Annotated in this window: 14 protein-coding genes; 6 read left to right on the top strand and 8 right to left on the bottom strand. The window is 51.2% G+C overall.

Annotated features, from left to right (window positions below; genetic code table 11):
- Nucleotides 1–76 precede the first annotated feature (76 nt).
- Nucleotides 77–250, bottom strand: a complete 174-nt coding sequence (locus tag BLV87_RS19440; protein ID WP_175517799.1) for a hypothetical protein — start codon at nt 248–250, stop codon at nt 77–79.
- A 51-nt stretch (nt 251–301) separates the two neighbouring features.
- Nucleotides 302–496, bottom strand: a complete 195-nt coding sequence (locus BLV87_RS14060) for a hypothetical protein (RefSeq protein WP_093069686.1) — start codon at nt 494–496, stop codon at nt 302–304.
- A 212-nt stretch (nt 497–708) separates the two neighbouring features.
- Here BLV87_RS14060 and BLV87_RS14055 point away from each other — a divergent pair, with 212 nt between their 5' ends.
- A complete protein-coding gene (locus tag BLV87_RS14055; protein WP_175517947.1) occupies nt 709–1,830 on the top strand; it encodes a PQQ-dependent sugar dehydrogenase in 1,122 nt (373 codons plus the stop codon).
- Here the strand turns inward: BLV87_RS14055 and BLV87_RS14050 are convergent, their stop codons facing one another.
- Nucleotides 1,831–2,295, bottom strand: a complete 465-nt coding sequence (locus BLV87_RS14050) for a phosphate-starvation-inducible protein PsiE (RefSeq protein ID WP_093069685.1) — start codon at nt 2,293–2,295, stop codon at nt 1,831–1,833.
- Between the two features lie 181 nt (nt 2,296–2,476).
- Here BLV87_RS14050 and BLV87_RS14045 point away from each other — a divergent pair, with 181 nt between their 5' ends.
- The 5 genes from BLV87_RS14045 (at nt 2,477) to BLV87_RS14025 (ending at nt 8,825) form a co-directional block, all read left to right on the top strand.
- Nucleotides 2,477–5,374 (top strand): molybdopterin oxidoreductase family protein, encoded by a 2,898-nt coding sequence (locus tag BLV87_RS14045; RefSeq protein WP_093069683.1) that lies wholly within the window; start codon nt 2,477–2,479, stop codon nt 5,372–5,374.
- A 2-nt stretch (nt 5,375–5,376) separates the two neighbouring features.
- On the top strand, nt 5,377–6,108 hold the full coding sequence (locus tag BLV87_RS14040; protein WP_093069681.1) for a 4Fe-4S dicluster domain-containing protein: 732 nt from the start codon (nt 5,377–5,379) through the stop codon (nt 6,106–6,108).
- A 13-nt stretch (nt 6,109–6,121) separates the two neighbouring features.
- Nucleotides 6,122–7,099: a dimethyl sulfoxide reductase anchor subunit family protein gene (locus BLV87_RS14035; RefSeq protein WP_093069680.1), complete on the top strand. Its 978-nt coding sequence runs from the start codon at nt 6,122–6,124 to the stop codon at nt 7,097–7,099.
- 183 nt (nt 7,100–7,282) lie between these two features.
- Nucleotides 7,283–8,230, top strand: a complete 948-nt coding sequence (locus BLV87_RS14030; RefSeq protein WP_093069678.1) for a hypothetical protein — start codon at nt 7,283–7,285, stop codon at nt 8,228–8,230.
- 58 nt (nt 8,231–8,288) lie between these two features.
- Nucleotides 8,289–8,825, top strand: a complete 537-nt coding sequence (locus BLV87_RS14025; protein ID WP_093069676.1) for a YaeQ family protein — start codon at nt 8,289–8,291, stop codon at nt 8,823–8,825.
- Between the two features lie 81 nt (nt 8,826–8,906).
- Here BLV87_RS14025 and BLV87_RS14020 read toward each other — a convergent pair whose 3' ends face one another.
- The 5 genes from BLV87_RS14020 to ilvD all read right to left on the bottom strand — a co-directional run bounded on the left by BLV87_RS14020 (nt 8,907) and on the right by ilvD (nt 13,739).
- Nucleotides 8,907–9,362, bottom strand: a complete 456-nt coding sequence (locus tag BLV87_RS14020) for a hypothetical protein (RefSeq protein WP_093069675.1) — start codon at nt 9,360–9,362, stop codon at nt 8,907–8,909.
- A 34-nt stretch (nt 9,363–9,396) separates the two neighbouring features.
- The gene (locus BLV87_RS20005; protein ID WP_281241353.1) at nt 9,397–10,725 is read right to left on the bottom strand and encodes a DNA cytosine methyltransferase; all 1,329 of its coding nucleotides are present in this window, start codon (nt 10,723–10,725) and stop codon (nt 9,397–9,399) included.
- Between the two features lie 52 nt (nt 10,726–10,777).
- On the bottom strand, nt 10,778–11,212 hold the full coding sequence (locus BLV87_RS20000; protein ID WP_217629995.1) for a DNA cytosine methyltransferase: 435 nt from the start codon (nt 11,210–11,212) through the stop codon (nt 10,778–10,780).
- Between the two features lie 143 nt (nt 11,213–11,355).
- Complete coding sequence (locus BLV87_RS14005) at nt 11,356–11,844, bottom strand: disulfide bond formation protein B (RefSeq protein WP_093069673.1); 489 nt, start codon at nt 11,842–11,844, stop codon at nt 11,356–11,358.
- A gap of 44 nt (nt 11,845–11,888) precedes the next feature.
- The gene (ilvD, locus tag BLV87_RS14000) at nt 11,889–13,739 is read right to left on the bottom strand and encodes a dihydroxy-acid dehydratase (protein ID WP_093069672.1); all 1,851 of its coding nucleotides are present in this window, start codon (nt 13,737–13,739) and stop codon (nt 11,889–11,891) included.
- Between the last annotated feature and the right edge of the window lie 22 nt (nt 13,740–13,761).

Below are 13,761 nucleotides of genomic sequence, written 5' to 3'. Positions count from 1 at the left end.
TCACTCGCTGTTTGGGTAAAACGTTTGTCCAGTCCCTGTGGACTAATGGGGAGCTGTTGGAAGGCGGCTGTCCGACTTAATCCATCCAATGTGCTGGCAGGATTGCCCATCCAGCCAAACACCAAGCTGCGGATGAAGTTCGAGCCGCTGAGTTTGCGCTGGCGTTGAATGAAGCCGCTTTTTTTGCTAACGCGTCCGCTTTTTCATACAAGATGGCTTGCAATGCGGTGGCTACTTTTGTCAGTATCAATGCGCGGTCTCCTTGTCGAAGTCGATCTATTCGGTGTGCAAAACTAATAGCCTACCAGAGAGGGAGACCGCTTTCGCGGGTTAAAGTTGATGCGTATAGGTGCTGAAAGTTGTGCCCCATCGACGCATAGATGACGAGCAAATCACAATCGGTGGCGTGCCCTTCACCGAAGGCTGCCTCCATGCATTCCGTGATAGCGCGTTTGGAATTCACCATGCGGGTGCTGGCAGAGTGGAAACTTAACATTAATGACCCTCCTTATTATTGTTGGCATTCAACCCAGATAGATAATCTTTCCTGGCTGAGAATAGAGCGTCAGTTTACGGTGAAATAGCCAGTGATTTTGCTTCTGCCGACAAGTGGTTATCCAGGTTCCAGATATGTGAATAAATTTAGCCACTTCAATGTGTTGCGCTTCACTATACTCAAGGGAATGGTGCATTTTAACGGAGGTTTCAATGTCAACAGTTGCGCGTGGCTTGGTTCGGTGGTTGTTGCCGGTAGTGCTGGTGTCATTGCTGGCTTTCTCTGCTTCATTGGCAGCTAAACCGCTCATGGCGACCAAGCTGGTTGAGGGGCTGGAGCATCCGTGGAGCATGGTGTTTCTGCCCGATGGTGAGATGTTGGTCAGTGAACGGGCGGGCAGATTACGGCGCATTCAGGGCAACACCTTATTGCCCGAGCCGGTGAGCGGCTTGCCTGCGATTGCTGAGCAAGGGCAAGGTGGCTTGTTGGGCTTGGCATTGCACCCGCAGTTTGCGCAAAACCGTTGGTTATATCTGGCGTATGCGGCAGAGGGTGACGACGGTTACAGCACGCAGTTGGCGCGTGGGCGCTATCAGGATGGCGCATTGACACAGCTTGATGTGTTGTTTGCCGCCACGCCGCAATCGTTTAGTGGGCAACATTTTGGTGGGCGGATAGCGTTTGACCGTACGGGTTACGTTTACCTGACGCTGGGGGATCGGGGTGAGCGTGACAATTCACAGATGTTGGAAAATCATGCGGGCAGCGTGATTCGCTTGCACGATGATGGGCGGATTCCGGCGGATAATCCGTTCGTCAACACCGCCGGGGCACAGCCGGAAATTTATACCTATGGGCATCGAAATGTGCAGGGCATTGCGCTACACCCCACCACCGGGCAGGTGTGGACGGGCGAACACGGCCCGCAAGGTGGCGATGAAATCAATATTTTGCGAGCGGGCGCGAACTACGGCTGGCCGGTGATCACTTACGGCGAAGAATACGGTGGCGGCAAAGTTGGGGCGGGTTTGAAGGAAAAAGCGGGCATGGAACAGCCTGTTTTGTATTGGACACCTTCGATTGCGCCCGCAGGCATGACGTTTTACACCGGGGACAAATACCCTGGCTGGCAGGGTAATTTGTTGGTCAGCGCCCTCAAGTTTGCATTGATTTCGCGCCTTACGCTGGATGGGAACCGCTATGTGGATGAGGAACGCTTGCTGGAAGACGAAATCGGGCGGATTCGGGATATTCAGCAAGCACCGGATGGGTATTTGTATGTGCTGACGGATGAGAGCGATGGGGCGTTGTATCGGTTGGAGCCTTCACCCTAATCACGAAATCTTCGTCCCGCTGGTGTCACTCAAATCATGGCGTTTCAGCCCTAGCTCTTCCGAGGGCGATACCTTGCTTTCGCTGTAGCGCAGGATAAATGCCGCCACCGCCAGCAGCAAAATTGCTGAGACAATGGTGATGATTTTCATATTGTCGAAGTCTTTCAGGTCAATCGCCAGATAGCGGGTCAGCGCGGTCATGGAGATGAACAGCAGAAAAATGACGGGCAACCGATGGGTGCGGAAGAAGATGCCGACCATTGCCCCCAATTCCAGATAGATGAACAGCAGCAGAATGTCATCTAGACTGGCGTAGGGCTTCTGCATAATATCCACCAAGTAAGCGTGCGCCGCCGACCACACAATCGTGCCGCCGATCACGAACAAACCCAGAACGTGGAATGCTTCCACCGCTAAATCCCCCACTTTTTCTAAAAAATGGCCTGCGTTACGTATTCTCTGCATGGTGCTACCTCCTCTGTGATAGTTAAGATTAAAGCACAACTATCCCTTGTGGGTTGCTCTATCTTGCAATAGAAAAATTCTATTGATATAGATAATTTTTATTATTGATTCCTTGACCTATCTCAAGCACTATCACTTTAATGCTGTATTTCAGTAATTCCTTATTTAGTTACCTACTGATATGACTACCCAAATTAATCAAGCAACCGAAATCAAAAGCACCACTTGCTACATGTGTGCGTGCCGCTGTGGCATCAATGTCCACCTCAAAAACGGTGAGGTGAAATACATTGAGGGCAACCCTGACCATCCGCTCAACAAGGGCGTGATCTGTGCCAAGGGTTCATCCGGCATTATGAAGCAGTATTCGCCTGCCCGCCTGACCACGCCGTTGCGCCGCAAAGCCAACGCGACCCGTGGCGAAGGGCAATTTGAAGCGATTACGTGGGAAGAAGCCTTCGATACCCTCGAAACCCGCCTACGCCACATCCGCGCCACTGACCCGAAAAAGTTCGGGCTATTCACCGGACGTGACCAGATGCAAGCCCTCACCGGCTTGTTCGCCAAGCAATTCGGCACGCCGAACTACGCGGCACATGGTGGGTTCTGCTCCGTCAATATGGCGGCAGGCATGATCTACACCATCGGCGGTTCGTTCTGGGAATTCGGCGGCCCCGATTTGCACCACGCCAAATTATTCGTGATGATCGGCACGGCGGAAGACCACCATTCCAACCCGCTAAAAATCGAGCTGTCACAGTTCAAGCGCAATGGCGGGCGCATGATTGCGATCAACCCAGTACGCACGGGTTACGCAGCGGTGGCGGATGAGTGGATTCCGATTCGCCCCGGCACGGACGGCGCATTGCTGCTGGCGATTACCCGCGAAATTATCGAGCAAGGTTTGTATGACCGCGACTTCGTGGTGAATTACACCAATGGCCCGGAACTGGTCAACCTTGACCCGAAGAACAGCGAATACGGCATGTTCCTGCGCTTTGAAGTGCCGCCCGAAGAAGGCTGCTTTGACCCGCAAAATAAGTTGTGGTGGGATCGTGAGCTGAACAAGCCGATTTCGACGCATACCCCCGGTGCTGACCCGTTTTTGACTGGCGAATTCAAGTTGAAAGATGGCACGCCCGTCAAACCCGCGTTCCAATTGCTGCGCGAGCGTGTCGAAAGTTATACCGCTGAATGGGCGGAAGACATTACCGGCATTCCCGCCGCTACCATCAAGCGCTTGGCGCACGAAATGGGGATTACGGCGCGTGACCAGAAAATCGAATTGCCGATTTCGTGGACAGACGTGTGGGGCAATGAGCACGATCATGTGACCGGTAATCCGGTCGCGTTCCATGCGATGCGTGGTTTGGCGGCGCATTCCAACGGTTTCCAAAGCATTCGCGCCCTCAGCATTCTAATGTCGTTGTTGGGGACGATTGACCGCCCCGGTGGTTTCCGTCACAAAGCACCGTATCCGCGCCCGATTCCGCCTTGCCCCAAAACACCGACTTCCCCGAACGATGTGAAACCGAACACCCCGCTGGAGGGGATGCCGCTCGGTTGGCCTGCTGACCCGGATGATTTGTTCGTGGATGATGCTGGCGAGCCGGTGCGGATCGACAAGGGTTTCTCGTGGGAATACCCGCTCTCCGTTCACGGTTTGATGCACAACGTCATTACCAACGCCTGGCGCGGCGACCCGTATAAGCTCGACACCTTGCTGATTTTCATGGCGAATATGGCGTGGAACTCGTCGATGAATACCACCGAAGTCCGCGACATGCTCAAGGACAAGGATGAGAACGGTGAGTACAAAATTCCGTTCCTCGTGGTGTGCGATGCGTTCCACTCGGAAATGACGGCGTTTGCGGATTTGATCCTGCCGGATACCACGTATTTGGAGCGTTACGACGTGATGTCGATGTTGGATCGCCCGATTTCCGAATACGACGGCCCTGTCGATTCGGTGCGGATTCCGATTTTGCCACCGACTGAGCAATGCAAGCCGTTCCAAGAAGTGTTGATTGAGTTGGGTTCACGCCTTGGCTTCCCCGCGTTCACCGATGCGAAGGGCAAGCGTAAGTTCAAAGACTACCCTGATTTCATTATCAATTTTGAAACCGCACCGGGGTCTGGCATTGGTTTTTTGAGCGGCTGGCGTGGGCAGAATGGGCAAAAGACCATGCGCGGCGAACCGAACCCGAATCAGTGGGAACAGTACGCCAAGAACAATTGTATGCACCACCATGTGATGCCGAAATCTTACCAGTACATGCGTAACTGGAACGAAGGCTATCTGCAATGGGCGAAGGCTAACGGGATGACCCGTCACGCCGAGCCTATCAATATCCACTTGTATTCCGAGGTGTTGCATAAATTCCGCCGTGCCGCGCAAGGCATTTCGCACGGCAAGCAGCCGCCGGAACGCTTGCGTAAACGGGTGGAACGTTTCTTCGATGCGCTGCCGTTCTACCACGAGCCGCTCGAAAACGAGATGATTAATAAGCAGGACTTCCCGCTGAGTGCCTTAACCCAGCGTCCGATGGCGATGTATCACTCGTGGGATTCGCAGAATGCGTGGTTGCGCCAGATTCACGCGCACAACTATTTGCACATGCACCCCAGTGTCGGCGAAAAGTACGGCTTTGAAGACGGCGATTGGATTTGGGTGGAATCAGTCCACGGTCGCGTGCGTTGCGAAGCCCGTTACTCGCAATCGGTCGAGCCAAACACGGTGTGGACCTGGAACGCGATTGGTAAAGCCTCCGGCGCGTGGGGTCTGGAAAAAGATGCCAACGAATGCACTCGTGGTTTCTTGCTGAATCACATTATCGGCGAAGAGCTACCCAATCAGGCGGAAGGCGAACATATCTCCAATTCCGACCCGATCACCGGGCAGGCGGCGTGGTTCGATGTGCGCGTCAAAGTCTACAAAGCGGATAAGAAAGACCAAGGTTCAACCTTCCCACAATTCCCGACCCAGCCGCGTTACCCCGGCATGGCGAAGCCTGTGGGCAAATGGCAGACCTTTATCGGTGGTTCTGGTCTGTTCAAGAATCGGTTTAAGGGGAAGTAAACATGACCCAGTTAGCGTTAGTCATTGACTTAAATGTGTGCGTGGGTTGTAGCGCCTGCGTCACCAGTTGCAAAGAATGGAACACCTCCAGCGAAGGCGGCGGTGGCATGGTGGACAAAAACCCGTATGGCAAAGACCCGACGGGGACGTTTTTCAACCGCGTGCAAACCTTTGAAGTGGGCGAATACCCCAACGTGGAAACGGTGCATTTCCCGAAAAGCTGTTTGCATTGCGAAGACCCGCCGTGCGTACCCGTTTGCCCGACAGGAGCCAGCTACAAGCGCAAGGAAGACGGCATTGTGCTGGTCGATTACGACAAGTGCATTGGCTGCAAGTATTGCTCGTGGGCGTGCCCTTACGGTGCGCGGGAAATCGACGAAAAGCAGAAGGTGATGAAGAAGTGCACCTTGTGCGTCGACCGTATTTACGACACCACCTTGCCGGAAGCCCGCCGTAAACCGGCGTGTGTGTTGGCTTGTCCCACCAGTGCACGGCTGTTTGGGGATGTGCATGACCCGATGTCGGAAGTGTCGGTAGCGATTAATGAACGTGGCGGTTATCAGTTGATGCCGGAATGGGGGACGCGCCCGTCTAACCATTACCTGCCTCGGCGCAAGATGAAGGCTCAGGTGACTGAGGAATCGTTGAACCGTATTGATAACCCGTTGAAGAAAGAAGAACAGCGTGCGCCAGTCAGCTCTGACTTGCCATCGTTGGACGACTTCCTGTTCTAAGGAGATTGGATTTATGCATCCTGCTTTTTCGGTCATTTTTTTGACCACATTGATTGGTGCGGGTCAGGGCTTGTTTCTGGCGCTGTACACGGGTCAGGTTTACAACACGTTTGGGGTGGTGGGTGATGCCATGCCGCAGCAGGCGTTGTACATTGCTGGCACGGTTATCGTGACGGTATTAATGGCGTTGGGGTTGTTTGCCTCGTTTTTCCATTTGGGCAGACCGGAACGGGCATGGCGAGCGGCGACCATGTGGCGGACTTCGTGGTTGGCGCGTGAAGTGATTGTGTTGCCTGCGTTTGCGGGCACGGCGTTCATCTGGGGCGCGTTGCATTATTTGGGGATTGATCCGGTGATCTTTACCACAGGGACGGTAGAGGTCAAATTGACCTTGTTGGTGGGTCTGGTGGCGGGTGTGCTGGCGTTCTTGCTGTATGTTTGCACGGGGATGATTTACGCGGCAGTCAAATTCATTCAGGAATGGGCGACACCGTTGACGATTGTTAACTACACGCTGTTGGGTTTGGCATCGGGTTTCTCGTTGGCGGCGGCGTTGAGTGCGCATTACTGTAGCACCTTGGTGGATGCGTATGCGTTGTGGGCGTTGGTGTTTACCTTGGTGGGCTTTGTGAGCCGCATGTTTGCGTTGCGTCGTAATGGGCGTTTGAAGCGTAAGAGCACGGCTTGCACCGCCATTGGGGTACGTCACCCGAAGATTACCCAGATTTCACAAGGGGCAATGGGTGGCTCGTTTAATACCCGTGAGTTTTTCCATCATAAAAGCCCGCAGTTTTTGCAAACTGTGAAAGTATTTTTCCTGATTGCGGTGTTTATTGTGCCGGTGACGCTGGTGGTGATTGGTTGGTCGAATCAGTTTGCGGTGGTGTTGCTGGCGGCGGCGTTGATTCAGTACGTGGGCTTGCTGGCGGAACGCTGGTTCTTCTTCGCACAGGCGAATCATCCGCAGAATCTTTACTATCAGGCGACGTAAGTGGCTTGGTGGTGAGTGATGGTGAAAACGCCCGCTGATGCGGGCGTTTTTGTATGCGCATAGTTGCCGTTAGTCATTTCTTTAAGACTGCTCACAACTTTTATGTTGGCGACTTCAGGCAGAATTTTACTGTGATTGGTACACTAAAAGTCACAATTTTTCAGTAAAAAGGAGTTTATTATCATGTTCATGATTAATAATCAAAGCGCTTACTCACAGAGCAGGGCTAATGACATTCTTGACAAAAAACAATTCAAAGAAATCAATGCTAAGTCAGGTAAGAGCCGTTCTGCTGCAATGCAGGGTGATTCCGCTAATAGGAGTCAACTTATGCGGATGATTTCCAATATTATCAGCCAATTGATGGGGCAACTGGGAACAGAAAATACCCATAATGCTAAACCGTCCGGTTGCCATTGCAAGCCTGATCAGCCTGCTACCAATGAACCGCCTACCGTAAATACCATTAATGGTAGCAATGCGCTTAAAAGCTATCTCTCCAGTTTTTATGCCAGTGCTGCCACTATTCAGGATGTGAACGGCGATGGCAAGATCAGCGCGGGGGATAGGCTGGATTACGGGGCAGGTGAAGAAGCCTTGCGCTACGTCACCATTGACCAGCCACGAGCGGATGCGCTTAATGAACTCAATGCTTTAACTGATCCTGGTGCTTATGTTATTCCCGGTGTTCAAGGTACGATTACCCCTAATGCAGCACAGCGCAGCTACTTGGATACTCATTACTCAAGTAACGCTGAACTGTATGAAAGAAACGGTGATGGCAAGATCAGTGCCGGAGATAGCCTAGGTTATCAGGATGCCCAAGGTACTAGACAAACTATCATCATTAGCCAAGCATTGGCTGAGAAGTTGAATGATCCAAATCTTGACCCTGGTGGTCTTTCCAGCCCACCGGGCGAGGTTGGTCATCAGGCATTGGATTTAGACACTAAAGTAAGGGCATTTTTGGATGCAAACTATTTCAATGCCAACATCATTGATAATGATGATGATGGCAAGATCAGTATAGGGGATTCTCTGACCTACAAAGATATTAGCGGTAATTTCCAGACACAATCTATCGATCAGGCATTGGCTGAGAAGTTGAACGATTTAAACACCTTGAGTTAGCTCGGTTTTTGTTAGTATGCGGCTGCATCTTCCCGCAACCCAACAGACAAGGTTAACTGTGGCAATCAAACCAACCATTTACAAAGCCAGAATTTCGTTATCGGATATGGAACGCAATTACTACGATTCCCTGAATCTGAGCATTGCGCAGCATCCTTCCGAAACGCTGGAGCGCATGATGGTGCGGATTTTGGCGTATTGCCTCAATGCTCAGGAGGGGATTGAGTTGACCAAAGGGCTGGAAGACGTGGAAGAACCCGCCATCTGGGTACGCACGATGGATGAGCAAATCGCGCTGTGGATTGATTTGGGTGAACCCACCCCAGAACGGATCAAAAAGGCGACGCATCGGGCGCGAGCGGTGCGTGTTTACAGCTTTAACAGCAAGTCGGATGTCTGGTGGTCACAAAATGTGAAAAAGTTTAGCCAGTTGGATACGGCGTTTTTCCGCTTCCCCGCAGAAGAAATTGAAGCACTGGTGGCGTTGGTGAGCCGCACGATGGATTTGTCGATCACGATTACCGGCGATTCTGCTTATGTCGCGGGTGATAAGGGTGAAGTTGAGGTTCATTGGGAGGTGTTGCAGGCGCGTTAATGATATTGATAGCGGGATCATAGGAAATGGTTCCGCTTGCCATTGCTTTTTGAAATAGAGAAAGCTGAGCCATCAAAACCATCACAGTGGCATGTCGCAAGTTTTTTTCATCTCCTCTTCAATAGCTTGATCGTTCCATTTGAAAAAATGCTTCAAATAATATTTTTTATCTTCGTATGCAGTATCTGAAAATAACTCAGAAAAAACCATGTCTGTAGTAGGAAGATTGTCATACTCGTGAGCAGCAGCTTGTTTTAGAAAAGCTTCGGCGTGATTGTCCAGCTCCTCATATTGATTTGCAATATCTGGAAGTACCATTTCATATATCTCTAATATATCGGTATTATGATCATACCAATTTATCACGAACTTTATATATTGATCTTTGCTAGGATAACTACCAACAGGCCAACACATAGGAAATGGTGGAGGAATTATCGCTTGCTTTTTTTTGACATTGCTGGTCGTATTAGTAAAGCCACTGATATGGCTATTATTTGTTAAAATACTAGCTGATTTACTTTTTGAGAGTTTCATGATAATGGCTCCATATATAACATTAATAAAAAATCTAACTCAAAAAAATAGTTGAATAGTGATAATCAAGAAATTCACGCATAGGTGTAAATTTTCTTGGCAATAATATACTCATTCCATCCAAACCTAAGAGATAACTATTTGAAAATGCAGTTTCTTCTATTTCCTTGAGTTGATCCGAAACCTGAATGATATAATCTGGTGTTACTGTTAGCAGACCACGATCATAAGCCTTGTCGTGAAGCGCAGATAAACACAAACCATTCTTTGGATTCAGTCGCGTGTGTGGGTTTTCACTCCACGGCACTATGTGACTTGCAATTAGTAATCTAGGTTCAGAAAGCCCTGTCATACAACAACGGTTCTCATAACTACTTAAAACAGCCTTGCGAAAGAATGATTGTTTTACACGTACTTTTGCATTAGCAACTTTGTTTTCTGAGAAATAGCTTGGCAATAATGCATCAGGAATTGCACTGCTCGATAGATCACTCAGGTTTTCATCTTCTTGAGCGAGTAAATCAACAATTTGCTGGCTTTCATAGCCAATTGTTTCTGGATTTCCTTGAAATTCTGCCCAAACATCTTTGTCGAGTTTGGAACAAGCTGATAAACCTTTTCTGCCTGTTTCTGTAATTTGTGGATCAAGACTGGCAAGATTGGTGAGTTTCATTGCTAATGCATCGGGTGTGCGCCCAATTAATTGAGCTGTTTTTATAATAAGTGGGTTGCCTTTATGCATTTTCCCAAAAGGCAATTGAGTATAGAGATTCAGGGCAACCATCACCTGCTCACGTGTCCAGTTTTTGTTTTTCATCGCTTGTTCTCCTTTAGGGAAAGTAACTGAAAAATCACTTACTCTACCCAAAGGCTTGATGTATTGCAGCATTAGTTTACCTACTGCTTCCATCATCGGGGGAACGGCTGCTGCCGCAAACAATTGGTACGCCCGTGTATCCGACACCGGAATACGGAAAGTGTCTGGGTAGCCCATCAGCCGCGCACATTCTCGCGGAGTGAGGCGGCGCGGGTTTTTGTTTTCGCCTTGCCAGACCAGTATTTCCGAGCCGTCTTTGTAATAACGGGCGGAAAGGGTACGGGTCACGCTATTGGCATACGCCAGCCCAAAACCAAAGCCGTTACCCTTAGCCTTGTGTTTGTCAGAGTAATCTTGCAGGTATTTCCAGAGATTGTTGGTTAGGGTGTATTTGTCATGAATCTTGTGGTTGGCATGATCGAAATAGCGGCCTTCGTCGTGTTCCAGTACAGGTTCGCTACCATCGGTCTTGTGTAGGATGTTGCCTAGCGTGATGCGCCCTTTGCCCGGCAGTTGCATTGCATCCCAGCTAAACTTGAGTTTCATCCTCAAAACCGTGCGCCCGTCCAAGCGCATTTTTCTTCGAGACGCCCGCAATCTAAAACGGCTGGCAGGGAAAACCGGCTAATAGTACGTCATGTGCCGGAATGTTCGCTTCGGGTATCGCGGTAATATCCCCGGCAATGGGTTGCCCATCGGCAAAGTTGGCGTGGTAGGTACGTTGGGCGTAAGCATCCCATTCACTGGTAAAGACGCAGCGCCCCCCGTTCAATTCAAATGCCTTGCGGATACCACCTATCCCTGCAAACAGGTCGATGAACGTGAAATCGGCACTGTCCGCCGGTTTGCCAAACGGCATTAACATCTGTTGCAGGCCGTACAGAATGCCATGTTTCGGCTCAGTTTCACGTTTTAGCCAGCGTCCGACAGTGCTGGGGTTAACTCCCAGCTTTTCAGCAATTTCGGAATGGTTGTAGTAGTGCGCAGCCTCTTCAAGACACTGCAACACCGTTGACGCTCTGACTTCGTACATGATTGGCTCCACGGGAAACTTTTTTGCATTTTAAGCCTATGATTTCCCTTTAGCAATCAATGGTTCGTTTTTGGTTCGTTATTTGAGTTCAATAGCCACAAGGTTTTACGATAATCGAATAATCGCGTGGTATGCGGGTCGGCTTAGTCTGCTTCGCGTTTAAACAACGCCCACACGGCAACGCCCAACGCCGACGCAAAAGAAACCAACGCCCAATTGGCGAGAGAAAGCCCCATAATCACCAATTCCTCGTCTTCACACAAACCGCTGACTTCAAACAAGCTGGGCACGTTGTCGCTCAGGAAATAAACAAATTGCTCAATCAAGCCGGGTTGACTGCCTGCACAAGAAGCACTGCCGGGCGGCTGTAATTGCAACCAAGTTTGATAACTCGCCGTAGCCGTTCCCGTGCCTGCCAGCAACAGCACCAGACTACCCCACACTTTTTCACCAAACCCAGTTGCTGCCAGCAAACCAAATACGGCAATCAGCATGAATAACAGCCGTTGGAAAATGCACAAATAGCAAGGGTGAAGATCCAGCCATGCTGTCAGCACAAAACTGCTTGCTGCGAGGCTCAAAGCAATCAAGCCGATCGCCAGCCAGAGGGTTTTACGGGTTAGGGGGAGCATTTTTCTGGGTATCCTTTGTCTGTCTGCCACCAGTGTAGCTTGCATTATTTTTCCAATTGGGTTACGTCACGTACCGCACCACGTGATGCGGAAGTCGTCATTGCCGCATACGCTTTCAACGCCGCACTCACGTAACGTTCACGGTTAACCGGCCTCCAGCCTGTTTTGCCGAGCGCATCCATTGCAGCACGACGTGTTGCCAGCACGTCATCACTCAAACGCACATTGATTGTTCGGTTGGGGATGTCGATGTCGATGATGTCCCCCTCTTCCACTAAACCAATCGCGCCGCCTTCCGCCGCTTCGGGGGAAACATGCCCGATAGACAATCCCGATGTACCGCCGGAAAACCGCCCGTCAGTGATTAACGCACACGCCTTACCCAAGCCTTTGGACTTGATATACGACGTGGGGTAGAGCATTTCCTGCATCCCAGGGCCGCCGCGTGGGCCTTCGTAGCGAATCAATACGATGTCGCCCGCGACGATTTGATCACCTAAAATGCCTGCAACGGCAGCATCCTGCGATTCAAAAATACGCGCAGGGCCGGAGAACTTGAGGATGCTGTCATCCACCCCGGCGGTTTTGACCACGCAACCATCCAGCGCGATATTGCCGAATAATACTGCCAGCCCGCCTTCGGTGCTGTAAGCGTGGGCTTTGTCACGGATACAGCCGTGTTCGCGGTCAAGGTCAAGCGACTCCCAACGTTTGCTTTGGCTGAAGGCCACTTGTGTCGGCACATTGCCGGGGCCTGCACGGAAAAATTCGTGGCGTTTGGCATCGTCGGTCAGGCGCACATCCCACAACGACAAGGCTTCTGCCATGTTGGTGGCGTGAACTGTGCCGACTTCGCGGTTCAATAATCCGGCGCGGTCGAGTTCGCCCAGAATCGCAAATACACCGCCTGCACGGTGTACGTCTTCCATGTGGTAAAGCTGGGTGGACGGCGCAACTTTGCACAATTGTGGCACTTTGCGGCTCAAGCGGTCGATGTCATTCATGGTGAAATTCACCCCGCCTTCTTGTGCGGCTGCCAGCAAGTGCAGGATGGTATTGGTCGAGCCACCCATGGCAATATCCAAACACATCGCGTTTTCAAACGCTTCCATCGTCGCAATCGAACGCGGTAACACGGACGCATCGTCCTGTTCGTAGTAACGTTTTGCCAAGCCGACAATGATACGTCCCGCTTCGAGGAACAGCCGTTTGCGATCGGAATGCGTTGCCAAGGTTGAGCCATTCCCCGGCAAGCTTAAACCCAGTGCTTCGGTCAGGCAGTTCATGGAGTTGGCAGTAAACATCCCGGAACACGAGCCGCACGTAGGGCAGGCGGAACGTTCCATCGTTTCCACATTTGCGTCACTTTCGGCACTGTTGGCGGCGGAAACCATTGCATCCACCAAATCCAGCTTCACCAGCTTGCCACCGATGACCGCTTTGCCGGATTCCATTGGCCCGCCGGAAACAAAAATGGTGGGAATATTCAGGCGTAGTGCCGCATTCAGCATCCCCGGCGTAATTTTGTCGCAGTTGGAAATGCACACCAGCGCGTCGGCGCAATGCGCATTCACCATGTATTCCACCGCATCGGCGATCAGCTCGCGGGAAGGCAGCGAATACAGCATCCCACCATGCCCCATCGCAATGCCGTCATCCACCGCGATGGTGTTGAATTCTTTCGCGACACCACCAGCGGCTTCGATTTCCCGCGCCACCAATTGCCCCATGTCTTTGAGGTGGACATGCCCCGGCACAAATTGGGTGAAGGAATTCGCAATCGCGATAATGGGTTTCTGGAAATCCGCATCGGTCATGCCGGTCGCACGCCACAAAGCGCGTGCGCCAGCCATATTGCGACCGCCGGTGGAAGTGCGGGAACGGTAAACGGGCATGGTGTACTCCTAAACGAAACTC

Source organism: Thiothrix caldifontis (assembly GCF_900107695.1).
GTDB lineage: Bacteria > Pseudomonadota > Gammaproteobacteria > Thiotrichales > Thiotrichaceae > Thiothrix > Thiothrix caldifontis.
This window is presented reverse-complemented; position numbering and strand designations above follow the sequence as displayed.